Origin of the sequence: Methylobacterium sp. Leaf88 (assembly GCF_001422795.1) — a bacterium.
GTDB lineage: Bacteria > Pseudomonadota > Alphaproteobacteria > Rhizobiales > Beijerinckiaceae > Methylobacterium.
This window is the reverse complement of sequence record NZ_LMMK01000021.1, coordinates 90,689-113,401: the sequence shown is the minus strand read 5'-3', so window position 1 is coordinate 113,401 and position 22,713 is coordinate 90,689. Positions and strand designations below refer to the sequence as shown.

The 22,713-nt window shown below is 70.9% G+C and carries 23 protein-coding genes; 10 read left to right on the top strand and 13 right to left on the bottom strand.

Annotated elements, in window-relative coordinates; all coding sequences use genetic code 11:
• Positions 1-16: 16 nt before the first annotated feature.
• Positions 17-1,072: a heat-inducible transcriptional repressor HrcA gene (gene hrcA, locus ASF20_RS13220; protein WP_200917560.1), complete on the bottom strand. Its 1,056-nt coding sequence runs from the start codon at positions 1,070-1,072 to the stop codon at positions 17-19.
• A 264-nt stretch (positions 1,073-1,336) separates the two neighbouring features.
• Between hrcA and rph the strand changes: the two genes are divergently transcribed.
• From rph to hemW, 3 genes are all read left to right on the top strand, one after another.
• Entirely contained in the window at positions 1,337-2,065 is a 729-nt protein-coding gene (gene rph, locus ASF20_RS13215) for a ribonuclease PH (RefSeq protein ID WP_056274885.1), read from the top strand.
• Positions 2,062-2,694, top strand: coding sequence for an RdgB/HAM1 family non-canonical purine NTP pyrophosphatase (gene rdgB / locus ASF20_RS13210; protein WP_056274796.1), 633 nt, complete (start codon positions 2,062-2,064; stop codon positions 2,692-2,694). Before rph ends, rdgB begins: the two co-directional genes overlap by 4 nt.
• A gap of 69 nt (positions 2,695-2,763) precedes the next feature.
• Positions 2,764-3,942 carry a radical SAM family heme chaperone HemW gene (gene hemW, locus ASF20_RS13205; protein ID WP_056274794.1) on the top strand — a complete coding sequence of 393 codons (1,179 nt, stop codon included), beginning with the start codon at positions 2,764-2,766 and terminating at the stop codon, positions 3,940-3,942.
• Here hemW and ASF20_RS13200 read toward each other — a convergent pair whose 3' ends face one another.
• Complete coding sequence (locus tag ASF20_RS13200; protein ID WP_056274793.1) at positions 3,943-5,157, bottom strand: penicillin-binding protein activator; 1,215 nt, start codon at positions 5,155-5,157, stop codon at positions 3,943-3,945.
• Between the two features lie 121 nt (positions 5,158-5,278).
• On the opposite strand from ASF20_RS13200, the gene rsmI reads away from it, so the two are divergent.
• Together rsmI and ASF20_RS13190 are read left to right on the top strand one after the other, a co-directional pair.
• The gene (gene rsmI, locus ASF20_RS13195; protein WP_056274791.1) at positions 5,279-6,247 is read left to right on the top strand and encodes a 16S rRNA (cytidine(1402)-2'-O)-methyltransferase; all 969 of its coding nucleotides are present in this window, start codon (positions 5,279-5,281) and stop codon (positions 6,245-6,247) included.
• Positions 6,237-6,617 (top strand): YraN family protein, encoded by a 381-nt coding sequence (locus ASF20_RS13190; RefSeq protein ID WP_056223020.1) that lies wholly within the window; start codon positions 6,237-6,239, stop codon positions 6,615-6,617. Before rsmI ends, ASF20_RS13190 begins: the two co-directional genes overlap by 11 nt.
• 2 nt (positions 6,618-6,619) lie before the next feature.
• On the opposite strand, the gene ASF20_RS13185 is transcribed toward ASF20_RS13190, so the two are convergent.
• Positions 6,620-7,009, bottom strand: coding sequence for a response regulator (locus tag ASF20_RS13185; protein ID WP_056222745.1), 390 nt, complete (start codon positions 7,007-7,009; stop codon positions 6,620-6,622).
• 352 nt (positions 7,010-7,361) lie between these two features.
• Here ASF20_RS13185 and ASF20_RS13180 point away from each other — a divergent pair, with 352 nt between their 5' ends.
• From ASF20_RS13180 to ASF20_RS13170, 3 genes are read left to right on the top strand one after another with little or no spacing between them, the layout of a single operon-like run.
• The gene (locus ASF20_RS13180) at positions 7,362-8,255 is read left to right on the top strand and encodes a glycine betaine ABC transporter substrate-binding protein (protein WP_082501329.1); all 894 of its coding nucleotides are present in this window, start codon (positions 7,362-7,364) and stop codon (positions 8,253-8,255) included.
• The gene (locus ASF20_RS13175; RefSeq protein WP_082501328.1) at positions 8,252-9,433 is read left to right on the top strand and encodes an ABC transporter permease subunit; all 1,182 of its coding nucleotides are present in this window, start codon (positions 8,252-8,254) and stop codon (positions 9,431-9,433) included. Before ASF20_RS13180 ends, ASF20_RS13175 begins: the two co-directional genes overlap by 4 nt.
• Positions 9,430-10,167, top strand: a complete 738-nt coding sequence (locus ASF20_RS13170) for an ABC transporter permease subunit (protein WP_056274787.1) — start codon at positions 9,430-9,432, stop codon at positions 10,165-10,167. Before ASF20_RS13175 ends, ASF20_RS13170 begins: the two co-directional genes overlap by 4 nt.
• Here the strand turns inward: ASF20_RS13170 and ASF20_RS23375 are convergent.
• Together ASF20_RS23375 and ASF20_RS13160 are read right to left on the bottom strand one after the other, a co-directional pair.
• Positions 10,154-11,200 carry a L,D-transpeptidase gene (locus tag ASF20_RS23375; protein ID WP_244476431.1) on the bottom strand — a complete coding sequence of 349 codons (1,047 nt, stop codon included), beginning with the start codon at positions 11,198-11,200 and terminating at the stop codon, positions 10,154-10,156. The two genes, ASF20_RS13170 and ASF20_RS23375, sit on opposite strands and share 14 nt — an antisense overlap.
• Before the next feature lie 310 nt (positions 11,201-11,510).
• Complete coding sequence (locus tag ASF20_RS13160; protein WP_156648064.1) at positions 11,511-12,275, bottom strand: extensin family protein; 765 nt, start codon at positions 12,273-12,275, stop codon at positions 11,511-11,513.
• Between the two features lie 359 nt (positions 12,276-12,634).
• Here ASF20_RS13160 and ASF20_RS13155 point away from each other — a divergent pair, with 359 nt between their 5' ends.
• Positions 12,635-14,704 carry a M3 family metallopeptidase gene (locus ASF20_RS13155; RefSeq protein ID WP_056274878.1) on the top strand — a complete coding sequence of 690 codons (2,070 nt, stop codon included), beginning with the start codon at positions 12,635-12,637 and terminating at the stop codon, positions 14,702-14,704.
• A gap of 86 nt (positions 14,705-14,790) precedes the next feature.
• A complete protein-coding gene (locus ASF20_RS13150) occupies positions 14,791-15,612 on the top strand; it encodes a hypothetical protein (protein WP_056274785.1) in 822 nt (273 codons plus the stop codon).
• A 36-nt stretch (positions 15,613-15,648) separates the two neighbouring features.
• Here ASF20_RS13150 and ASF20_RS13145 read toward each other — a convergent pair whose 3' ends face one another.
• From ASF20_RS13145 to ASF20_RS13110, 8 genes are all read right to left on the bottom strand, one after another.
• A complete protein-coding gene (locus ASF20_RS13145; protein WP_056274876.1) occupies positions 15,649-15,864 on the bottom strand; it encodes a hypothetical protein in 216 nt (71 codons plus the stop codon).
• Positions 15,865-16,032: 168 nt separating this feature from the next.
• Positions 16,033-16,920, bottom strand: a complete 888-nt coding sequence (locus ASF20_RS13140; protein WP_056274783.1) for an SMP-30/gluconolactonase/LRE family protein — start codon at positions 16,918-16,920, stop codon at positions 16,033-16,035.
• A gap of 66 nt (positions 16,921-16,986) precedes the next feature.
• Complete coding sequence (locus ASF20_RS13135; RefSeq protein ID WP_056274781.1) at positions 16,987-17,886, bottom strand: NAD(P)/FAD-dependent oxidoreductase; 900 nt, start codon at positions 17,884-17,886, stop codon at positions 16,987-16,989.
• A 131-nt stretch (positions 17,887-18,017) separates the two neighbouring features.
• The gene (grxD, locus tag ASF20_RS13130) at positions 18,018-18,359 is read right to left on the bottom strand and encodes a Grx4 family monothiol glutaredoxin (RefSeq protein ID WP_056222726.1); all 342 of its coding nucleotides are present in this window, start codon (positions 18,357-18,359) and stop codon (positions 18,018-18,020) included.
• Positions 18,360-18,403: 44 nt separating this feature from the next.
• Complete coding sequence (locus ASF20_RS13125) at positions 18,404-18,913, bottom strand: DUF29 domain-containing protein (RefSeq protein WP_056274780.1); 510 nt, start codon at positions 18,911-18,913, stop codon at positions 18,404-18,406.
• Between the two features lie 22 nt (positions 18,914-18,935).
• A complete protein-coding gene (locus ASF20_RS13120) occupies positions 18,936-19,172 on the bottom strand; it encodes a BolA family transcriptional regulator (protein WP_056222722.1) in 237 nt (78 codons plus the stop codon).
• Between the two features lie 34 nt (positions 19,173-19,206).
• Positions 19,207-21,432 carry a phosphoribosylformylglycinamidine synthase subunit PurL gene (gene purL, locus ASF20_RS13115; RefSeq protein WP_056274778.1) on the bottom strand — a complete coding sequence of 742 codons (2,226 nt, stop codon included), beginning with the start codon at positions 21,430-21,432 and terminating at the stop codon, positions 19,207-19,209.
• 110 nt (positions 21,433-21,542) lie between these two features.
• A complete protein-coding gene (locus ASF20_RS13110) occupies positions 21,543-22,706 on the bottom strand; it encodes a hypothetical protein (RefSeq protein ID WP_056222716.1) in 1,164 nt (387 codons plus the stop codon).
• Positions 22,707-22,713: the final 7 nt, after the last annotated feature.

Genomic DNA, 22,713 nt, shown 5'->3' with positions numbered 1-22,713 from the left:
CCTTCGCGTTTTCCGCTCAGCGCTTGCGGTCGAGGAGGCCGGAGACCACCCGTGCGGTGTAGTCGACCATCGGCACGATGCGGGCATAGTTCAGGCGCGTCGGGCCGATGACCCCCACCACGCCGACGATCTTCTGCGACCCGTCGCGGAACGGAGCCGCGATCATCGAGGAGCCTGAGAGCGAGAAGAGCTTGTTCTCCGAGCCGATGAAGATGCGCACGCCCTCGCCGCCCTCGGCCCGGGACAGGAGTTCGATCACGTCCTTCTGGGTCTCGAGGTCGTTAAACAGCAGGCGGATGCGGTCGAGATCCTCGGCGGCCCGCAGGTCGTCCAGGAGATTGGCCTGACCGCGCACGATGAGCTGCCGGGCATCCGAGGGGCCGACGCTGACGGCGAGGCCGGCATCCACGAGGCGCTCGGTGATCACGTCGAGTTCGCGCTTCATCGCTTGCCGGCCCGACTCGATCTCGGCGCGGAGCGTCCCCAGGGTCCGGCCCTGGAGCCGGGCGTTCAGGTAGTTCGAGGCCTCCTGGAGAGCCCCCGCCGGCAGGCCCGCCGGCAGGTCGAGGAGGCGGTTCTCCACCGAACCGTCGTCGGAGACCAGGACGACCAGCGCCCGGGTCGGGTCGAGGCGGACGAACTCGATATGCTTCAGGTGGACATTGGTCTTGGTGGTAAGCACCACGCCGGCCCCACGGGAGATCCCTGAGAGCAGCATCGAGGCCTCGGCCAGGGCGGAATCGAAGGTATGGCCCGAGGCGGCCGCGCGCATCTGCGCCTCGATCCGCTCCTGCTCCTCACGCCCGACATCGCCGAGCTCCAGCATCGCATCGACGAAAAAGCGCAGGCCCTGCTCCGTGGGCAGACGGCCGGCCGAGGCGTGGGGTGCGAAGATCAGCCCGGAATGCTCGAGATCCGCCATGACGTTCCGGATCGAGGCCGGCGACAGGGCCATGGGCAGGATGCGCGCGAGGTTACGCGAGCCGACCGGCTCGCCGGTCGTCAGATAGCTCTCGACGATCTGCCGGAAGATTTCACGCGAGCGTTCGTTCAGCGCGCTGAGAACCTGCATCTGCTGCGATGTGGAGAAGGGGCGGGCGGGCTCGGTCACATTCCATTCCTGAGGCGGAGAGTGTGACGGTCTCCCGTGCTTTACACAATGCCGTCCACCGTCGCCCCTGGCGGACGCATGGAGAATACGAGAAACCGCTTGGCCGCGGAAGGCGTTCCGCACCTCGGGCTCACCGGCGGCGCCGGCAATCCGCCCGACCTCGCTTGCCGGGCGGGGGCCGGAACCGTAAAGCCGCACTCCATCGACACCGGTAAGGAGAGCGGCATGCGGCCCTCGAAGCGCGCGAACGACGAACTGCGCATGGTCACCCTGGAGCGCGCCGTCTCCCGCCACGCCGAAGGCTCATGCCTCGTCAGCTTCGGCGACACCAAGGTGCTGTGCACGGCCACCCTGGAAGAGCGCGGCCCTGGCTGGCTGCGCGGCTCCGGCAAGGGCTGGGTCACCGCGGAATACGCCATGCTGCCGCGCGCCACTCACGCGCGCACCCGGCGCGAGGTGACGGCCGGCAAGCCCTCCGGACGCACCCAGGAGATCCAGCGCCTGATCGGCCGCTCCCTGCGCGCCGTGACCAACCTGCCGGCGATCGGCGAGCGCCAGATCACCGTCGATTGCGACGTGATCCAGGCCGATGGCGGCACCCGCACCGCGGCGATCACCGGCGCCTGGGTCGCCCTGCACGAGTGCTTCACCTGGATGCGCGGCCGCTCGATCATCTCGGTCGACCCCCTGCGCGACCACGTGGCGGCGGTCTCCTGCGGCATCTACAAGGGCAAGCCCGTCCTCGACCTCGACTATTTGGAGGATTCCGCGGCCGAGACCGACGCCAACTTCGTCATCACGGGCACCGGGGGCCTCGTCGAGGTCCAGGGTACCGCCGAGGGCAAGCCGTTCTCGGAGGAGGAGCTGTTCGAGCTGATGCGCCTCGCCAAAAGCGGCATCCAGTCCCTCGTTGCCCTCCAGAAGCAGGCCGTGGCGCAGGGAGTCTCCGCATGAGCGAGCACCGCATCCTCACGGGTCGCGTCGTCATTGCGACCCACAATGCCGGCAAGCTCGTTGAAATGCGCGAGTTGCTGGCGCCGTTCGGCGTCGACGCGGTCTCGGCCGGCGAACTCGGCCTGCCCGAGCCGGACGAGACCGGGACGATGTTCGCCGAGAACGCGGCCATCAAGGCGCACGCCGCCGCGATGGCCTCGGGCCTGCCGGCCTTCGCCGACGATTCCGGCCTCTGCGTCAACGCCCTCGACGGGGCACCCGGGCTGTTCTCGGCCCGCTGGGCCGGGCCGTCCAAGGATTTCACCGGCGCCATGGCCCGTATTGCCGCGGAACTCGACAAGCGCGGCGCCACCACCCGGCGGGCGCACTTCGTCTCCGCCCTGGTGATCGCCTGGCCGGACGGCCACACCGAGACCTTCGAGGGCCGGGTCTTCGGCGAACTCGTGCCGCCGCGCGGCGCGAGCGGGTTCGGCTACGACCCGATGTTCCAGCCCGACGGCGACCACCGCACCTTCGGGGAGATCTCCTCCGCGGAGAAGCACGGCGTCGACTGGCAGACCGGCAACGCCCTGTCGCATCGCGCCCGCGCCTTCGTACTCCTGGCCCAGACCTGCCTGCGGCGTCCGTAAACTGCCTGCGGCGCCCTTGAGACCGGCCGCGGGATTGCCAAACGGCGGTCCCGCGCGCACATCCGCGTCATGACCGAACCGACAGGCCCGGACCACCCGACCCGCGATGCGGGGTTCGGGGTCTATGTCCACTGGCCCTTCTGCGCCGCGAAGTGCCCGTATTGCGACTTCAACAGCCACGTGCGCCACGCGCCCGTGGACGAGGGCCGCTTCCTGGACGCCTTCCGGGCCGAGATCGCCCATGTGGCGGCGCGCACGCCCGGACGGACGGTATCGAGCGTCTTCCTCGGCGGCGGCACGCCCTCCCTGATGCAGCCCGCCACCGTGGCGGGCCTGCTCGACGCCATCGGCGGCGCCTGGACCGTGACGCCCGACGTCGAGATCACCCTGGAAGCCAATCCCACCAGCGTCGAAGCGGAGCGCTTCCGCGGCTACCGCACCGCCGGGGTCAACCGCGTCTCCCTCGGCGTCCAGGCCATGGACGACGCCGCCCTGAAGCAACTCGGCCGCCTGCACAGCGCAGCCGAGGCCATGGCGGCGGTGCGGGTCGCGGCGGCGCATTTCGAGCGCTACTCCTTCGACCTGATCTATGCCCGGCCCGACCAGGGCCCGGCCGCGTGGCGGGCCGAACTCGAAGGTGCCATCGCCCGGGCGGCGGAGCACCTGTCGCTCTACCAGCTCACCATCGAACCGGGCACGCCGTTCTACGGCCTCGCCGCCGCCGGCAAGCTGGTGCCGCCGGACGACGATGCCGCGCGTGCCCTCTACGACGTGACCCAGGAGGTCTGCGACCGGGCCGGCTTGCCGGCCTACGAGATCTCCAACCACGCCCGGCCCGGTGCGGAATCCCGGCACAACCTCCTGTACTGGCGCTACGGCGAATATGCGGGAATCGGCCCCGGCGCCCACGGACGCCTCGTCGAAGCGGCAGGCCGGATCGGCACCGTCACCGAGCGGGCGCCGGAAGCCTGGCTCGCCCGGGTGGAGGGGCAGGGTCACGGCATCGTCGAGACCGAGACGCTGGCCGCCTCGGACCAGGGCGACGAGTTCCTGATGATGGGTCTGCGCCTGCGCGAAGGCATCGACCCCGCGCGCTACGCCGCCCTGAAGGGGAGGGCCCTCGACCCGGGGCGGATCGACGGCCTCGTCGCCGAGGGGCTTATCGCCCGACATGCGGGCGGCCGCATCGCCGCGACGCCCGCCGGCGCGCCGGTGCTCAACGCGCTGGTGGCCGCGCTCGCCGCCTGATCAGGTGCCCGACGGGCCGAGGGTGCGCGGCGCCGGGCTGACGATGGCCGGCGCACCCGAACGGATCTCGTAGACCGCCAGGGCGCGGTCGCTCGGGCCGTCCGGCCGGAACCGGAAGGTCCCGTCGACGCCGGAGAAGCCGGACGGGTTGGTGAGCGTGGTGTCGGCGAATCGCTGCGAGCCGAACTGGCGCGACAGGGCCGCCATCAGCGAGACCGCGTCGTAGGCCAGGGTGGCGACGCGCGGCGGCACCGAGCCGAACCGCGCCTGGTAACGCTGCGAGAAGCCGGTGAAGCCGGCTGCGTCCGGGGCCGCGAACCAGCCGCCCTGGAGGGCGGGCAGGGCGAAGATCCGGGGATCGTTCCAGACGGCGGTGCCGATTGGCCGGACCCGGCCGGGGGCGAACCCGGCCTTGGTCAGGGCCGGGGCAACGGTGGCGAGGCCATCCGGCGTATCCGGCAGGAACAGCGCGTCGGCCTGAGCCGCCGGCCCGGTGATCAGCCCGCCGAGGCGCCCGATGGCGGGGGCCGGATTGCCGACGGGATAGCGCTCGATCGCCACGAGGCGCGCGCCCTTGCGGGCTACCGCCTCGCGGAACTGCGCCTCCACGGCGTTTCCGTAGCTCGAATCCGGGATCATCGCCGCGAAGGATTTGCGGCCGGACGCGACGGATTCGTCGACGACCCGGTCGACCTCGGCCTGGGGCAGGAAGCTCAGGAGGTAGGTGCCGCGGGCCGCGACCCCGGCATCGGTCGAGAAGGCGATGAGGGGCTTGCCCGCCGCGCGTACCACGCCGGCCGCCGCCTGGACGTTGGCGGCGAAGAGCGGGCCGAGGACGACCTCGGCCCCATCCGCCACTGCGGCTTGGGCCGCCTCGCGGGCGCCGTCCGGCGCGCCGCGGTCGTCCTTCACCAGGATCTGCAGGTCGGACTTCTGGAAATCCTCGATGGCGAGTTCGGCCGCATTGCGCATCGCCGTGCCCACCGCCGAGCCCGGTCCGGTGAGCGGTACCACCAGGGCGACCTTCACCGATCCGGTGCCGATCCGCCCCCCCGCGGCGGCAATCGGCGCGTCGGCCCCCGGGCCTTCCACCTGGGGTGGCGGGACCCGGTTCGAGACGCGGCCGCCGCCGTCCGGCACTCCGACGCAGGCCGCGAGCAGGAGCAGGGTCGAGATCCCGACCAGCCCGGATTTCAGCCTGTTGGCGTGCGTCATCGGTGGCCCCCCTGTCGCCGGCTGACGACCCAGGCTTGCAGCCTAGGGGCCAAAAGTAAATGTGAACCGACGCGCCGCCGAGCATTCCGCAGGGAGCCCCGATCGTGGCAAGGTCGCGGCCATGACCCAGAAGATCGACACGCGGACCCGGCGGCGGCGCGACCCGGCCGCGACGGGGCCCGGCGCCCGCCCACCCGCCACCTTCACGGCCTTCGGGCTCGCCGCCGAGGCCGAGGCGATCGAGCCCGGTCTCCACGTGGTGGCGACCCCGATCGGAAACCTGAAGGACGTCTCGTTCCGCGCCCTGGCGACGCTCGCCGCCGCCGATGCGGTGCTGGCCGAGGACACCCGCGTCACCCGCACGCTGCTGATGCATTACGGGATCACCACGCCCCTCTTGGCCTATCACGAGCATTCCAACGCGGCGGTGCGCGAGCGGATGATCGCCCGGATGCAGGGCGGCGAGGCCCTAGCCCTGGTCTCCGACGCGGGCACGCCCCTCGTGTCGGATCCGGGTTTCAAGCTCGTGCAGGCGGCGATCGAGGCCGGCCTCAGCGTCACGCCCATTCCGGGCCCCTCGGCGGTCATGACCGCCATCGTGGCCGCCGGCCTGCCCACCGACCGATTCTTCTTCGAGGGCTTCCTGCCGGCCAGGTCCGGCGCGCGGCGCAACCGCCTGGAGGCGCTCGGGCGCATCCCCGGCACCCTGGTGTTGTTCGAATCGCCCCATCGCCTGCCCGAGATGCTGGTCGACGCCGTGGAGGTTCTCGGGCCCACGCGCCCGGCAGCGGTCGCCCGCGAGCTGACCAAGCTCTACGAAACGATCCGGCGCGGCAGCCTCGGCGATCTCGCCGCGCTCTATGCGGAGGAGGGCGCGCCGAAGGGCGAGGTGGTGGTGATCATCGGCACGCAGGACGAGGTGCCCGACGCCGCCGAGACGGATGCGGGCCTCGATGCGGCCCTGACGGCGGCGCTCGCCCGGCACTCGATCAAGGACGCCGCGACCCTGGTGGCGGAGGAGACCGGCCAGCCCCGCCGGGTCGTCTATGCCCGTGCCCTGGCCCTGGCCCGGCGCGACGATGAGACCTGAGGGCCCTGCGGCCGAGCGCCGGCGCGCCACCGAGCTGCGCGGCCGGACGGCCGAGACCCTCGCGCTCCTCGCCCTGATGCTGAAGGGGTACCGTCCGCTCGGGTCGCGCTTTCGCGCGGCGGGGGGCGAGATCGACCTGATCGTCCGGCGCGGGGCGACGATCGCGTTCGTGGAGGTGAAGGCGCGCAGCACGCTGGAGGCGGCGCAAGGCGCCATCGACGCCCGCAAGGTCGCCCGATTCTCGCGGGCTGTCCGGGCCTGGATCAGTCGGCACCCGAACACCGACGCGGCGACGTTTCGGGCGGACGCGGTGTTCGTCTCGCCCTGGGCCTGGCCCCGGCACGTGGCCGACGCCTTTCCGATCCGATGATCTTAGGCGCGCGCGGCCGCCACGGCTGCGATCAGCGTCCGCTTGAGGTCGGCTTGGCTGAACGGCTTCTGCACGACCGGACGATCGCGGAACGGCTCACGGATGCCGGCGCCGCCGTAGCCCGTCGAGAATACGATGGGCAGGTCGCGCTTCACGATGGCTTCGGCCACCGGATAGATCGGCTCGCCCGCCACGTTGACGTCGAGGATGGCGACCTCGAAACTCTCGTTCTCCGCCATCTCGAGGGCGGTCGACAGACGCGCGGCGGGGCCGACGACGGTGCAACCGAAATCGAGCAGCATGTCTTCGAGCAGCATCGAGATCGCGGCTTCGTCCTCGACGACAAGCACGCGAGCCCCATTGAGAAGGTCTTCGTCCACTTGAGCACTCACGCCGGGGCTTCTTCCCTTCGATCGACTTGGAAATCCGGAACGCCTTCCGCGGAAGGTGTTCAGGGGTTCGCTCCCACCGTGTGCAATCAGGCTCGCAACATGCGAATGATGCAGGGCCTGAGCGAGCCGGCAAGGCCCTTTGAACAGCCCGGCACAGAGCGAGCCGTCGCCCGTTCCGTGGGGCGTGTCAAGCGCCTGAACCTCGTCAAAGGCCGTCTGCGGGGCAGCAATGTTACGGTCTGAAACATTTCTGCGCCACCGACTCCTACCGGTAGGCAGCCCCCCCCTGGAATGCCAACAACCTATGTTAACGGGACGGTCCGGGGTGCGAGACTGGACGCGACGGTCCGCGATGGCCTGGCTCGCGCTCTCCGGCGTGCAGGCTCCCGACTCGGCCACGGCCGGGTCTCCCCTCGTGGTCGCCTCGAAGAGCGACACCGAGGGCGCGCTGACCGGCGCCATGATCGCCCAGGTTCTGGAGAAACTGAACCTGCCCGTCCTGCGCAAGCTCGGACTCGGGCCGACCCTGATCGTTCGCAACAGCCTCCTGTCCGGCGAGATCGCGATTTATCCCGAATACACCGGCAACGGCGCCTTCTTCACCGGCACGGAGACCGATCCGATCTGGAAGTCGCCGCAGGGCGCGTACGACACGATCCGGCGGCGCGACGCCGAGCGCGGCCTCGCCTGGCTGACCCGGGCACCGGCCAACAACACGTGGCTGATCGCCGTCAACGGGGACCTGGCACGGCGCGAGCGCCTGACCACGATGACCGACTTCGCCGGAGCGGTCCGCCGCGGCCTCATTCGGCTCGCCGCCTCCACCGAGTTCGTGGAGAGTCCGGCGGCCCTGCCGGCCTTCGAGGCGGCCTATGGCTTCGCCCTGCCCTTGAATCGCATCATCAGCCTGCCCGGCGGTGACACGTCCGTCACGGCGCGAGCGGCCGCGCAGGGGATCAGCGGCGTGAATGCCGGGATGGTCTACGGGACCGACGGGGCCCTCGCGGCGCTCGACCTCGTCGTCATGAGCGATCCCCTGGATGCCCAGATCGTCTACGAGGTGGCCCCGGTGATCCGGCAGGCCGACCTCGCCCGCCACCCCGAGATCGCGCCCGCCCTGGCGCGCGTGTTCACCCGCCTCGACGCCGAGACCCTGCGGCGGCTGAACGCGCGCATCACCGTGGACGGCGACGTGGCCGAAGCGGTGGCAGCCCGTTACCTGTCCGAGAACGGCCTGCTGCCGTGACGGCGGGGACATCGGAAAGCGCGCTGCGGACGGTCGGGATCGGGCGCGTCCTCGCGTTGCTCGTCGGCACCGCCTGGCTCGGTGCCCTGGCGCTCGCCCTGACCTGGCTGCCGGTGCTCACCATCGCGCGGAACCGGCTCGCGCTCGGGGATCCACGGACCGGCTCGGAGGCGCTCGGCGCAACCGGCGCCCTGGTTCTCGCAATGAGCGCCCTCGCCATCGCCCTCGTGGTCTCGCGCAAGCGGGCGGCGGCGGCGCTCGCCACGCTTCTGCTTCTCCTGGCCATCCTGGCCTTCGGACAGGGCCTCGGCGCCGGTGCTGCCCGGTCCCTCGCCGGACTCCCGCCCGCCGCGCGGGCCAGTCTCGGATCGGGATCCTGGCTCGGCCTGTTCCTCCTCGCCGGCGCCCTCGGCCTCGCGGTTCGGCGGTCTCGCGGACCGGGTTTCGGCCTCGCCATCGGCCTCGGCTTGGGCCTGGCGTTCGTCGTCCTTGGGTGGTCGGGCGCCTTCGATGCCCTCTCGCTCGCGGTCGAGTACGCGGCGCGGCGCGAGACGGTGAACGCGGCGCTCGCGGAGCATCTCGCCCTCGCGGGCGCGGCCCTCATTCTCGCGGGTCTCCTCGCGGTCGGGCTGTCGCTGCTCCCGCAGGGGCTGGTGGCCCTGGTCCTCGGCGGGATTCAAGTCGTGCCCGCCGTGGCCCTCCTCGGGGGAATGGTCGCCGTGATGTCGGGCCTCCTCCGCGCCGTTCCGATCCTGCGGGACCTTGGTCTCTCGGCGCTGGGCCCCGTCCCCGCCATCGTCGCCATCGCCGCCTATCTGGCCCTGTCCCTCTGGCGCGGGCTGACCCTGGCCCTGCGGGCGCCGGACGACGACACCCTGCAGGCTGCCGAGGCCCTCGGCCTCTCGCGGGGACAGGTGCTGGCGCGGGTCCGTCTGCCGATCGGTGCGCCGATCCTCGTCGGGGCCGTGCGGGTGGCGGCCGTGCAGGGACTCGGCCTCGCGACCCTCGGCGCCCTTGTCGGGGCCGGCGGCCTCGGCCGCATCGTCTTCGACGGGATGGCGCAGTTCGCGCCCGACCTGATCCTCCTCGGGGCGATCCCGGTCGTGGTGCTCTCGTTGCTGACCGAGCGCGGTCTCAGCCGAGTGGAGGCCGCCGCGCGGCGGCGGTGGCACGCATGAGCCGGTCGCGACGAACTGCGGCCCTCGGCTTCGCCCTCATGGGCCTCGGCCTCGCCGTGGCCAGTCATCCCAGGGTGGCGAGCTGGATCACCGAGGCCCTGGGGGAGCCGGCGCGGCGTCCCCTGTCGGTGGAGCGCCTCCTCGACCTGGCATGGAAGCACCTCGCCCTGGCCGGAACCGGCCTCACCCTCGTGGCCGTCCTGGGGATCGGCCTCGGCATCCTGATCACGCGCCGCTTCGCAGAACCCTGGCGGCCGATGATCGATGGACTCGCGGCGGCCGCGCAGGCGGTGCCCCCGGTGGTCGTGGTCGCGCTCGCCCTGCCGATCCTCGGCTTCGGAGGTCCCCCGACGCTGCTCGCCCTCGTCGCCTACGGAATCATGCCGGTCCTGCGGGGGACGGCGGGCGCCATCGCGGGGGTGGCACCGGAGGTCCGCGAGGCCGGACGGGCGATCGGCCTGACCCGGCTCCAGGTCCTGGCGCGAATCGAACTGCCCCTGGCCGCCCCCGATATCGTCGAGACCCTGCGCACCGCCCTGGTGCTCGCCATCGCCACCGCCGCCGTCGGCGCCCTGGCGGGGGCCTCGACCCTCGGCACGCCCATCGTGTCGGGCCTGCAGAACCAGAACACCGTGGCGATGCTCCAGGGCACCGCCGCCACGGCCGCCCTGGCGTTCCTGGCCGACGCCGCGCTGCTGGCCGGCGTCGGCGGGTGGCGCGCTATTCGTCCTTGAACACCACCTGCGCGCCGCGGCTGACGCGGTTGGCGAGGTCGCGCGCATCCCAGTTCGTCAGGCGGATGCAGCCGTGGGATTCGGTCTTGCCCACTTTCTCCGGCTCCGGTGTGCCGTGGATGCCGTAGGAGGGGATCGAGAGGTCGATCCAGACCACGCCGACCGGATTGTTGGGGCCGGGCGAGATGGTGAACTTAGTCTTCGCCTTCACGCCGGCGAACTGGTACTTCGGATTGTAGGTGTAGGTCGGCGCGTAGGCGACGCCTTCGACCTTCGCCTCGCCGGACGGGGCCGGCTTCTCCTCGCTGCCGATCGAGGCCGGATAGAACGCGACGAGTTTGCCGTCCCGGTCGAAGGCCCGCACGGCGCGGCTCTCCTTGTCGACCTCGATGCGGGTCACGTCCTTCGCGTCGCGCGCCTCGGGATCGACCGCCTGGGCGTTCGAGCCCTTCGTGTCCGTCGCCTTGCCGGTATCCTTGTTGGACTCCCTCTCGCTGGAATCTCTCTTGCCGGATTCCGTCTTGCTGGCCTCCTGCGCCTGCTTCTTCGCGGCCTTCTCCTCCGTCGTGGCCTTGCCGGTCTCCAGCGGCTTCACCGCGGCGACCAGGATCACCGTACCGGCCTTGCCGAAATCCGCGTCGGGGTTGAGCGCGCCGAGGAGATCCGGGGCCATGTGGAAGCGCTCGGCCAGCATCTCGCGGGGGCTTGTATAGCCCAGCGCGTCGAGATCGGCCTGCTCCTCCATCTTCGCCGGTATCTTCTCGACGAAGGGCCCCGCCGCATCGGCCTCCGTGACGGTATATTCGGTGAGCACCGGATCACGGCTCGTCGCCTGAAGCGTGTCGGCGAGGTCGGGCGCGATCTCCGTTTCGGCCTTCAGGCCGTTGGCGGAGGCGAAGGCCGCCAAGGCGCCGCGCAGGTTGTCGCCGTCCCGGCCGTCGATGGCGCCGGGCGAGAAATGGGCCCGGTCGAGGAGGATCTGCGCCTTCACGAGCGCCGGCTCCGGGCGCTTCGCCCCGCTGCGCTTGGCCACCTCGCCCTTCGACTCGGCCCTGTCCGTCCTCTTCGCCGCGCCCGTCTTCGGTTCGCCGCCCTGGGCGTCGGCCTTCGCGGCGTCCCCGGTCGGCGCCAGGGCTGCGGATTCCACCGCCTCGCGCGTCAGGGCTGGTCCCTCCGCCTTGTCCTTCGTCTCGGCCTGCGCGCCGCCCGCCAGGGCGACCAGGGCGAGGGCGGCGAGACCGCCGCCAATGCGTGTCGAAGGATACCTGATCACCGAAGAACTCCCGCGCTATCCGCCTGATGGCGCGGGAGTAAGCGCGCGGGGCCGTCCGGCGTTCCGCCCTTCACTGACAGAGGCGGTGGCCGGCATTCCGCTGCCGCTCGTCGAGATGGAGGTGGTTGGCGTGGGCCGCATCCGAGCCCGGGCCGAGGACCGTGCGGAAGAACGCGCAGGCCCGGCCGCGTACGGCGGCCAGGAAGGTCGCCTCCGGCGTTCCCTCCGGCGCGGCCAGCACCGAGAGGGCCGGGCGGTTGGCGAAGGTGAAGCCCATCACGTCGATGCCGTTGGCGAAGCTGTGTTCGCTGAGCTTGGCATCGGGATCGTGGTTCTGGCCCCGGCATTCGTAGGAGGTGCCGATCGTCAGCCCCTTCAGCGGCTGGCCGAGGTCGCGCTCGGCGGCCGCCTGCGCCTCCGTCGCCCAGCGGGCGAGGGATTCGGCGGCTTCGCAGACCAGGGTCACCGGCGGCGCCAGGGCAAGGTCGTCGGCCAGCGCCGTGACCTTCAGGGGCCTGGCTGCCCCGCACTGACCGTTCGTGATGGCCGGCAGAGGCTCGAAGCGTGCGCCGAGGCGCTCCAGGCGACGCCGGCAGGCGCCGTCGTCGACGGGCACCACGGTGATGGCCAGGGCGGGGGCCGAGAGTTCGGCGGGTCGCGGAGGCGGTGCCGGCACTTCCCCGCCGTCCGTGGGCTTCACCGGTTCGGCCTCGCGCGCCTTTGCCGCCTCTGCCGGCGGCGACAGTTCCACCGGTCGTTCGGGTGGGCGCGGCGCTTCGACCTGGGCCGGCGGGGCGAGCTCCGTTGGGCGCGGCGGGGGCGCCGGCGGCGGCATCGGGATCGCCGTCGCATCCGACGGCACGCCTTTCTCCTGCGCCGAACCGTCGCGCGTGAGGCCGAGTTGGCCGGCGAGGACGAGGATCGCGGCTCCGGCAAGGCGACAGGCGGGTCGGTGACGCATCTCGTTTTCCATCTGGTCCGGGGCCCCGGACCGCCGGTAACGGTCGGGAGGCGCTGCGGGTTCGCGCGGGGCCTTTACCGCATCAACCCATAGACGAAACCGACGCCGTGTCGCTTGCGGGCGTAGGCCCGCATTTGCGCTTCGCGCCCGGGTGCTTACCTTGCGGCGCGACGCGCGATGAACCGGACGAAGGACTGCGAATGACCACTGGCACGCCCGACGCTTCCCAGGAGATGGCTCACGAGACGACCGCCGCCGCGGCGCGGATCGGCCCCTTCGCCGACCCGGCCTGGTCGACGCCCCACGGCCTGCCGCCGTTCGAGCACATCGTGCCCGCCCATTATCTCCCGGCCTTCGAGGCGGCGCTGGCCAGCCACCGGGCCGAGATCGACGCCATCGCGGCCGACACCGCCCCGGCGACCTTCGCCAACACAGTCGCGGCTCTGGAGCGAGCGGGGCACGACCTCGACCGCGTCGCCTCGGTGTTCTTCAACCTGAGTGGAAGCCACACCAACCCCGAGCTGCAGGCGGTCGAGCGGACCATCACCCCGCGCCTGGCCCGCCACGGCAGCGCGATCTACCTCGATGCCGCCCTCTGGGCCCGCATCTCCGCGGTGGATCCCGAGGCCGAGCAGCTCGGACCGGAGGAGCGCCGGGTGCTCGACCGCTACCGGACCCGCTTCCGCCGCTCGGGTGCCGATCTGGCGCCCGAGGCCAAGGATCGGATGGCTGAGATCGCCGCCCGCATGGCCGAGCTCGGCACCAGCTTCAGCCAGAACCTGCTCGCCGACGAGAGCAGTTTCGCCCTGCCCCTGGAGACCGAGGACGATCTCGCCGGGCTGCCGCCCTTCCTGCGCGCGGCAGCGGCGGCGGCGGCCCGGGAGCGGGCCAGCGCGCACGGCCACGTCATCACCCTGTCGCGCTCGCTGATCGAGCCGTTCCTCGTCTTCTCCACGCGCCGGGACCTGCGTGAGAAGGCCTACGACGCCTGGACCCGCCGCGGTGAAAGCGGCGGCGCCACCGACAACCGCGGCCTCATCGCCGAGATCGTCGCGCTGCGGGCCGAGCGGGCCCGACTGCTCGGCTACGACAGCTTCGCCCATTTCAAGCTCTCGGACACGATGGCGGGCTCGCCCGACCGGGCGATGGACCTCCTGCGCAACGTCTGGACGCCGGCGCACCACCAGGCCGCCACCGAGCGGGACCGGCTGCAGGCGCTGGTCCAGGCGGAAGGCCACAACTTCGATCTCGCCAAGCACGACTGGCGTCACTACGCCGAGAAGCTTCGCCGGGCCGAGCACGACCTCGATGAGGGCGAGATCAAGCCGTACCTGCCCCTCGACGGCGTCATCGCGGCAGCCTTCGACACGGCCGAGCGTCTCTTCGGCCTGCGCTTCGAAGAACTGCCCGACGTGCCGCGCTATCACCCGGACGTGCGCGCCTGGGCCGTGCGCAACGGGGACGGATCCGAGGTCGGTCTGTTCCTCGGCGACTACTTCGCCCGCGCCACGAAGCGCAGCGGCGCCTGGATGAGCGCCTTCCGGTCGCAGGAGCGGCTCAACGGCGACATCAAGCCGATCATCGTCAATGTGATGAACTTCGCCAAGGCGCCGGACGGCGAGGCCACGCTGCTCTCCTTCGACGATGCCCGGACGCTGTTCCACGAGTTCGGCCATGCCCTGCACGGCCTCCTCTCCGACGTGACCTACCCGCTGCTCGCCGGAACCGCGGTGGCGGGCGACTTCGTCGAGTTGCCGTCGCAGCTCTACGAGCATTGGCTCGAACAGCCGGAGGTGCTGCGCAAGCACGCCCGGCACTACCGCACCGGTGAGCCGATGCCCGAGGACCTGCTGAAGCGCCTGCTCGCGGCCCGGACCTTCAACCAGGGCTTCGCCACCATCGAGTACACCGCCTCGGCGATCGTCGACATGACGCTGCACCTGTCGAGCGCCGGCGAGGATGGGCTCGACGTCGCGGCCTTCGAGGCGGACGCCCTCAGGCGCATCGCCATGCCGGCCGAGATCGCGATGCGTCACCGGACGCCGCATTTCGCGCATATCTTCTCGGGCGACGGCTACGCGGCCGGCTACTACAGCTACCTCTGGTCCGAGGTACTCGATGCCGACGCCTTCGACGCCTTCCGCGAGGCCGGGGACATCTTCCATCCGGAGACCGCGGCGCGCCTGCGCAAATACGTGTACGGGGCCGGCAACCTGCGTGATCCGAGCGAGGCCTACACCGCCTTCCGGGGGCGGTTGCCGAGCATCGACCCGCTCCTGCGCCAGCGGGGGCTGGCGGCCTGACGACCCGCCACGCGGCAGACAGGGTAACGGTTTCGTAAAGAAACAGCCTTAACCAATGCTTCCTGCCCCATCAGGAAGCATTGGTCATGACGGATAAGGCCCTCGCGGCATCGGCCGACCCCTCGCCCGACACCCTGCTCAAGCAAGCGATCCTCGGCGCCCGCGCCTCGGCCGAGAAGGCCGCTGCGCCGTCCGTCGCCGGCGGCGCCCCCTGGACCGCGAAGCTCCGCCCCGAGCCGCGTCTCCTTGCCATCGCCGCGGCAAGCCTCGGGCTCGGTGCCCTCATGGGGGCCGGCGCGATGAGCCTCGCAGCCCCGCGCGGGGCGGACGGCAGCGAGACCCTGGCGCAGATCCGCCACCAGATGGAGATCGGCCGCACCGAATCTGAGCGGCAGGTCGAGCGCCTGGCCAAGGGCCTCGCGCAACTTCAGGACATTGCGGAGGCCGGCCGCCAGGAGGCCAAGGCGCGCCATACGAACCTCGCCGAGCGCCTCGGCCGCGCGGAGCAGGGCCTCGCCACGAAGCTCGCCGCCACCGGTGACCGCCTCGAGCAGGCGGAGAAGGACCAGAGCGCCCGCCTCGCCGCCCTCACCCTGCAGATCGAGAAGCGCACGGCTGCCCCGGCTCTGCCGCCCGTCGTCGCGCCCCAGGCCGCCAAATCTGCCGCCCCCGAGCCCACCGAAACGGGCGCGCTTCCGGACAAGCCGAAGCCGTCACCCGCCGAGGGCTGGGCGGTGCGGGAGGTCTACGATGGGGTGGCGGTCCTGGAGGATCGCAAACGCCGCCTCGTGGAGGTCGGCCCGGGCGACACCGTTCCGGGTGTCGGACGCATCGAAGGCATCGAACGGCGGGGCAAGAGCTGGGTCGTCGTCACCAAGCAGGGCGTCATCACGCCGCAAGCGTGGTGAGGCCGGGCCGAGTTCGGCCGACCTGACGAGCCACGGTCAGGACGCCTGGGCCTCGATCTCGGTCTCGGCGTTCCGCACGGGGAAGCGGGGCTCGATCGTCAGGGGATCCGCGATCATCGACCCCCGCGCGGCGCGATTGCGCCCGTGGGTCAGTGCCCGCGTCTGCGCTTCCTCCGACGGATGCAGGATGGCGGTCAGGAAGGCAAAGCCTTCGAAGTCGGAATCGAGGTTCTTGGCTTCGAACACTGGCATGGCGGTCACCGGACCCGAGGTCCTGAAGGGCCCCCGGAGGGAGCCTCAGGACCCGTCATTGGCAGATAATGGGGACAGCGGCAATAAGTTCCGAAAGCCCACGATTATTTACCGTTAATTCACCTCTGCGCCGGACCGAAGGTTAACGCGGTGCGGCAGCGCACCTGATTACAGTGTTCGCGCATCCTGGTAGATCGCCGCGGGAAGGCCCCGGATGTCGGTCTCGACGGTGAGGAGGTGGCCGGCCAGCGGGTCGTCGGCCGGGTCGCGCCCGCGCAGGGCGGTGGTGATGAACAGGGTCGTCAGATCCGGGCCGCCGAAGGCGCATTTGGTGACGAGCGCGGTGGGCACCGGCAGCACGCGCTCGATCTGCCCCTCCGGATCGAAGCGGGTGATGCGCGATCCGCCGTAATGGCAGACCCAGAGATACCCGGCGGCATCGACCGTCAGGCCGTCCGGCTTGCCCCAATCGGCTTCGAAGGCCGCGAAGGGCCGGGGCGGTCCGATACGGTCCTCCGCGATGGGATGGACCCGGATCACCCCTTCGGCGGTATCCGCGGTGTAGATCCGGCTGCCGTCGGCCGTCATCACCGGTCCATTCGACACGGCGACCCGCCCTCCGAAGGCATCGAGGCGCCCACCGTGCCAGCGGTGGAAGGTGCCGGTGGGCTCCGCCTCGGCGTCGTCCATGGTGCTGAAGTAGAGGGCGCCGTCCGGTCCGACATGGCCGCTGTTGAGCCGGTTGCCCGAGCGATGATCGTCGGGCGCCACCAGCGGATTCCGACGGCCGCTCTCCAAGTGAAGCCGCACGACGCCGGATTCGAAGCCGGCGAGCACCGTGCCGGGATCTTCCGTGAGAAGCGCGAATCCAAGCTTCTCGTCCTGCGGATAGCGCTGCGTCGCCCCGCTCGCGGGGTCGTAGCGCCAGATCGTCGGCGTCTCGACGTCGACCCAGCTGAGCGTTCCCGAGCGGGCGTCCCAGGTCGCTTCCTCGCCGAGTGCGCAGCGGCAGGGAACGGCGACGCGGGGCGTGTGCGGATGGACGCGCAGGGTCATCGGGTCGGGCTCCGGACTCGGCAGGGGCTTGAACGGGGGAACGGCACTCCGCTCCGGCGACGTCTGTCAGGCGACGTCTTCGCGCAGGAGCTCGGTGTTGACCGCGAAGGCCGCCATGGCCCCCTCGGCGGCGGCGACCACGGCGAATTGCACCCGGCGGGAGGCGTCCCCGGCGACGAACAGGCCAGGCACGTTGGTAGTCTCGTACTCGCCCGTCGGCACCACGCCCTTTCGGGTCAGGTCGCAGCCGAGCTGCGTGATGAGGTCGGACGGCTCGCACGGCATCGTCATCAGGAACACCGCGTGGCAGGGCAGGCTGGTGCCGTCCGCGAAGGTGAGGCGCTGCGGTTGGCGGCCGTCGCCGTCGAGGCGCCGGATCGGCGTCTCGACGATGCGGACGCCATGGCGGGCGAGACGCGCGCGATCGTGGTCGGAGAGAACGGTCGGCTGCGCATCGGTGCAGAGGGTGACGTCGTCGCTCCAGACGGTCAACTCGAGGGCCATGCCCTTGGCCGCTTCGCCATGGGCATAGACGACGAGGGGCCGGTCTCGATTCTCGTAGCCGTCGCAATAGGGGCAGGAATGGATCCCGTGGCCCCAGTAGAGGTCGAAGCCCGCCACCGAGGGCAGGGCCTGATGCAGGCCCGTCGCTAACACCAGCTTGCGCGTCGTCTCGTGGCTGCCGTCGGCCAGGGTGACGCAGAAGCCTTCGTCGCAGCCCCGGGCCTGGGTGACCTCGACCGCGCGGCGCTCCACCGTGGGATAGCGGTCCAGATCGGCCTCGGCCCGGGCCCTTAGCTCCAAGGGCGGCGTGCCGTCTCGGGTGAAGACCCCCCAGCTCCGCGGCGTGACCGCGTTGCGGGGCTGGCCGGCATCGCAGAGGAGCACGTCGCGGCGGCAGCGCCCGAGGATGAGCGCAGCGTTGAGGCCCGCCGGGCCGCCGCCGACGATGATGACGTCGCGCATATCGCCCGCTCCCCGGCCTGACCTATCCGAGGATCAACGGTCGGACACGGGGGGAGGTTCGGTGAAGGCCCCCCGGAACAGGAAAAAGGGCGCTCGCGCGCCCTCGTTCCGTTCCCCAGGGGCGGCGCGCCTCAGGCGGCGGTCGGAGCCTTCACGGGGATGCCCTTCTCGGACAGGAACTGCTGCAGCTCGCCCGATTGGAACATCTCGCGGGTGATGTCGCAGCCGCCGACGAACTCGCCCTTCACGTAGATCTGCGGAATGGTCGGCCAGTTGGAGAAGGCCTTGATCCCGTCCCGGACCGCCGCATCGTCGAGGACGTTGACGCCCTTGAACGGCACTTCCAGGTAATTGAGGATCTGCACGACCTGGCCCGAGAAACCGCACATGGGAAACTGCGGCGTGCCCTTCATGAAGACGACCACGTCCTGGGACTTGATCTCGTTCTCGATCGCGGTGTTGACATCGCTCATGGGAGTCCTCGTTCGTCTCGGGTCGTGGAAGCTCGCGCTTGAGTTCAGGATTCCGGCGCGGATTTCAAGGCCGTCGATCCTGCGATCCGACGCAGTGCCGCATCCCAATCACACGGAAGCACGAGAAGTTCGTCCGGACCGAGTGGGCATTGCGCCGGCAGGTTCGGAATCAAGGTATCGCCGTAGCGCCTCAGTCTCAACTTCGCCAGGGCCTGCGCAGACGACCAGATCTTATCCCAGTCCAGGCGTTGCCGCATGGAGCGCTCGTATCGATTCATCGCCGCGATCTGGAACGTCCCGGCTTCCTGGTACCAGTGGTCGAAGGCTGCCGCGTCCGGCGGGGACAACCGCTTCAGCAGGTGCGCCAAAGTCTGTGCCAGCAGGCTCTCCACGGCCTGGACCTGGGATCGACCCACGCTCTCGATCTCCTCGGCGACGTTCTCCCAATCCAGGATGTTCGACAGATCCGGCCGACGCGCGAGAGCGCGCAGGGTCGAGGCCTGCTGCTCGGCCCAGGTCACGATGTCGTCGTCGTAGAGGCTCGGCTGGTCCATACGGTCCGCCTCCGGGGAGACCTCAATCCTGCGGGACGCCCGTGGTGAGCGCAAGGGCGTGCAGCACGCCCCCCATCCGGCCCTGCAGCGCGCCGTAGACCATCTGGTGCTGCGCGACGCGGGTCTTGCCCTTGAAGGCGGTGGACAGGACCGTGGCGGCGTAGTGATCTCCGTCGCCGGCCAGATCCTTGATCTCGATCCGGGCGTCGGGCAGCGCCTCACGGATCATCGCCTCGATCTCGCGCGCATCCATCGGCATCGGGTTGGCTCCTGACGGTCGGAAAGGGGGGGCTTCAGGCTGGGACGCCCGCCGGTTGGCTCGCCATGTAGGCCGGCAGCCAGCCCTCGTGGGTCTCGCGCAAGGTGGCCACCGATATGGTCTCGCCGTGCGGCAGGGTCAAATGGTCGTTGCCCGTCACGCCGATCACGGCCGCCGGGATGCCCTGGGCCGAGGCGCTGTAGAGCAGGTCCGGTGCGGTCTCGGGGTCGACGGCCAGGAGGTATCGGGCCTGGTCCTCGCCGAACAGGTAGGCATGGGTCGCCAGGCCCTGGGGCACCTCGGGGAGGGCGGCGCCGATGCCGCCCGCCATCGCCATCTCGGCCAGCGCCACGGCGAGGCCACCGTCGGACAGGTCGTGGACGGTGTCGACGAGACCCGACGTGATCAGCCCGCGCACGAAGTCGCCGTTGCGCCTCTCGATGGCGAGGTCGACCGGGGGCGGAGCCCCTTCCTCGCGCCCGGCGATCACCGAGAGGTAGACAGACTGGCCGAGCCAGCCGGCGGTCTCGCCGATCAGCACCAGGACGTCGCCGGCGCGCTTGAGGTCGAGGGTGGCGTGGCGCGTGACGTCGTCGAGGACGCCGACGCCGCCGATGGTGGGGGTCGGCAGGATGCCGACGCCATTGGTCTCGTTGTAGAGCGAGACGTTGCCGGAGACGACGGGGAAGTCGAGGGCCCTGCAGGCCTCGCCGATGCCCTTCAGGCAGCCGACGAGCTGGCCCATCACCTCGGGCTTCTCCGGGTTGCCGAAGTTCAGGTTGTCGGTGATGGCCAACGGCCGTCCGCCGACCGCCGTGATGTTGCGCCAGGCCTCGGCCACGGCCTGCTTGCCGCCCTCCACCGGATCGGCCTCGCAGTAGCGCGGGGTGACGTCGGCGGTCATGGCGAGACCGCGCGGACCGTCCTCGACCCGCACGATCGCGGCGTCGCCGCCCGGCTTCTGCACCGTGTTGCCGCCGATGAAGTGGTCGTACTGCTCGTAGACCCAGCGCTTCGACGAGAGGTCGGGCGAGCCCACCAGGCGCTTCAGGGCCTCGGTGCTGCCCACTGTCTCGGGCACGTCGGCGGCGGCGAGCACCGGCTGGTGCGTGTTAGCGATGTGGGGCCGGTCGTAGAGTGGCGCCTCGTCGCCGAGCTCCTTGATCGGCAGGTCGGCCATGACGACGCCGTCGTGTTTCACGACGAACCGCAGCGTGTCGGTGGTGTGCCCGATGATCGCGAAGTCGAGGCCCCACTTCACGAAGATCGCCTCGGCCTCGGCCTCCATGCCGGGCTTGAGCACCATGAGCATCCGCTCCTGGCTCTCGGAGAGCATCATCTCGTAGGCGGTCATGCCGGCCTCGCGGGCCGGCACCTTCTCGATATGGAGCTCGACGCCGAGGTCGCCCTTGGCGCCCATCTCGACGGCCGAGCAGGTGAGGCCGGCGGCCCCCATGTCCTGGATCGCGATCACAGCGCCCGAGGCCATCAGCTCGAGGCAGGCCTCCAGCAGCAGCTTCTCGGCGAAGGGGTCGCCGACCTGCACGGTGGGGCGCTTCGACTCGGAGGCGTCGTCGAACTCCGCCGACGCCATGGTGGCGCCGTGGATGCCGTCGCGGCCGGTCTTCGACCCGAGATAGACGATCGGATTGCCCACGCCGGTGGCGGCCGCGTAGAAGATGCCGTCGGTGCGGGCGAGGCCCACCGCCATGGCGTTGACGAGGATGTTGCCGTCGTAGCGCGGGTGGAAGCCCATGGCGCCGCCCACCGTCGGCACGCCGAAGGAATTGCCGTAGCCGCCGATGCCCGCGACGACGCCGGAGACGAGGTGGCGGGTGCGCGGATGATCCGGCGAGCCGAAGCGGAGGGCGTTCAGGGCGGCGATCGGGCGCGCGCCCATGGTGAACACGTCGCGCAGGATGCCGCCGACGCCGGTCGTCGCGCCCTGGTAGGGCTCGATGAAGCTCGGGTGGTTGTGGCTCTCCATCTTGAAGACGCAGGCGAGCCCGTCGCCGATGTCGATCACGCCGGCGTTCTCACCCGGGCCCTGGATCACCCAGGGCGCCGAGGTCGGCAGGCCGCGCAGGTGCTTGCGGGACGACTTGTAGGAGCAGTGCTCGTTCCACATCGCCGAGACGATGCCGAGCTCGGTCAAGGTCGGGTCGCGCCCGATCAGGCCACGGAAGCGCGCGTACTCGTCCGGCGTCAGGCCGTGCTGGCGGACCAGTTCGGGGGTGATCGGAACATCGTTGCGGAACATGCGACCCTCTCGGCACCGCCCCCGTCCGGGTCCGGCCGTGCGTGACGGCTCTAAAGCGGAACGCCGCGCCGTGGCAACACGCGATCGTGGCGCGAGCGCGATCCGCGGCCCTAATCCTCCGGGCTTTCGGCGATGAAACGCCCCTTGGGCTGCTCCTTCACGTCGCGCCACCGCCGGATCAGCGCATGGACGGGTTCGGGGCCGGCCACGAAGGCGACGTAGTCGAAGGCCTCCGGGTCGCGGCTCGACATGAGCAGCTGGAAGTGCATCCGGAACAGGTTCCACTTGCGCCGGGCGATGATGCGCGTCTCGATCAGATCCTCGATCCGGACGTGAATCTCGACGGGGCGATGGGCCAGGGGCGCCGGAAGCTTCGAGGCGCTGAGCGGATTGCGCTGGTGGACCGAGAGCCAGTCCCACTTGGCCCGGACGTCGAGCCAGCGGATCGCGTCGCTCGCCGCCACCCGGGCGAGGGCGCCGCGGGTCTCGGTGGCGCGGGGATCGAGGGTGATCCACGGGATGACGCTGCCGATGCTCACGAAGGAGACCGGCGTGCCGCGCCGGCCGAATTCGGGATCGGCGACGAGCACCCGGTCGAGCGCCTCGAGCCCGAGGAAGCTCGACGAGGAATGGCCGATGACCACGATCTCGGAGGCCTGGCCCTCCGCGCCCCGAATGATCGACGCGAAGGCGTCGAGCCGGGCGCGCATCCGGGTGTCGGCGCCGCTGGCGTGATCGTGGGTGAAGGCGGTGTCGTCGACGAGATGCGCCACGTAGAACGGCTTGCCGCGGGTCGCCCGCATGAGCAGCGCGAGGAGCCCGTAGGCCAGCACGGGCACCGCCAGGAGCCCCCAGATCCCGGACAGGCCAGGCACCAGGGCGACGGCAGCCGACGCGAGGCCGAGGCTCAGGACGACGAGGAACAGGTAGATCAGGTGCACGCCGACGATGACCCGGGCGAAGCGCCGGGCCTCACGCCGGAAGGGAGCGACGTAGCCCGACCGGATCAGGCGCCACCACAGGGCCGGCACCTCGAGCAGGCGGCGTCCGTTGGTGCGGGGGAACCGGGCCGCGACGATGTCGTCCCAACGCAGGAGGGTGTAGTGCGTCGTGTGTCCGTCGAGATCCACGCGCCAGTCGACGGCCAGCCCATCCGCGCTCCGCTCCGGATCGCCCACCGTGATCGCCAGTCCGCGCCGGACGGCCGTGAGCCGGGCTTCCCGCCGGAACAGACCCCAATAGGTCTCGGGTTCGCGGGGATCGAAGCCCGGCATGTAGAAG

Coding starts and splice junctions, on each gene's coding strand:
- ASF20_RS13180 (WP_082501329.1), top strand. CDS start 7,362: ATGGCCTGGCTCGCGCTCTCCGGCGTGCAGGCTCCCGACTCGGCCACG.
- ASF20_RS13140 (WP_056274783.1), bottom strand. CDS start 16,920: ATGACCCTGCGCGTCCATCCGCACACGCCCCGCGTCGCCGTTCCCTGC.
- ASF20_RS13190 (WP_056223020.1), top strand. CDS start 6,237: ATGAGACCTGAGGGCCCTGCGGCCGAGCGCCGGCGCGCCACCGAGCTG.
- ASF20_RS13170 (WP_056274787.1), top strand. CDS start 9,430: ATGAGCCGGTCGCGACGAACTGCGGCCCTCGGCTTCGCCCTCATGGGC.
- ASF20_RS13145 (WP_056274876.1), bottom strand. CDS start 15,864: ATGCCAGTGTTCGAAGCCAAGAACCTCGATTCCGACTTCGAAGGCTTT.
- ASF20_RS13150 (WP_056274785.1), top strand. CDS start 14,791: ATGACGGATAAGGCCCTCGCGGCATCGGCCGACCCCTCGCCCGACACC.
- rph (WP_056274885.1), top strand. CDS start 1,337: ATGCGGCCCTCGAAGCGCGCGAACGACGAACTGCGCATGGTCACCCTG.
- rsmI (WP_056274791.1), top strand. CDS start 5,279: ATGACCCAGAAGATCGACACGCGGACCCGGCGGCGGCGCGACCCGGCC.
- ASF20_RS13200 (WP_056274793.1), bottom strand. CDS start 5,157: ATGACGCACGCCAACAGGCTGAAATCCGGGCTGGTCGGGATCTCGACC.
- ASF20_RS13125 (WP_056274780.1), bottom strand. CDS start 18,913: ATGGACCAGCCGAGCCTCTACGACGACGACATCGTGACCTGGGCCGAG.
- ASF20_RS13135 (WP_056274781.1), bottom strand. CDS start 17,886: ATGCGCGACGTCATCATCGTCGGCGGCGGCCCGGCGGGCCTCAACGCT.
- hrcA (WP_200917560.1), bottom strand. CDS start 1,072: ATGCAGGTTCTCAGCGCGCTGAACGAACGCTCGCGTGAAATCTTCCGG.
- ASF20_RS13155 (WP_056274878.1), top strand. CDS start 12,635: ATGGCTCACGAGACGACCGCCGCCGCGGCGCGGATCGGCCCCTTCGCC.
- ASF20_RS13120 (WP_056222722.1), bottom strand. CDS start 19,172: ATGCCGATGGATGCGCGCGAGATCGAGGCGATGATCCGTGAGGCGCTG.
- hemW (WP_056274794.1), top strand. CDS start 2,764: ATGACCGAACCGACAGGCCCGGACCACCCGACCCGCGATGCGGGGTTC.
- rdgB (WP_056274796.1), top strand. CDS start 2,062: ATGAGCGAGCACCGCATCCTCACGGGTCGCGTCGTCATTGCGACCCAC.
- grxD (WP_056222726.1), bottom strand. CDS start 18,359: ATGAGCGATGTCAACACCGCGATCGAGAACGAGATCAAGTCCCAGGAC.
- ASF20_RS13110 (WP_056222716.1), bottom strand. CDS start 22,706: ATGCCGGGCTTCGATCCCCGCGAACCCGAGACCTATTGGGGTCTGTTC.
- purL (WP_056274778.1), bottom strand. CDS start 21,432: ATGTTCCGCAACGATGTTCCGATCACCCCCGAACTGGTCCGCCAGCAC.
- ASF20_RS13160 (WP_156648064.1), bottom strand. CDS start 12,275: ATGCCGCCGCCGGCGCCCCCGCCGCGCCCAACGGAGCTCGCCCCGCCG.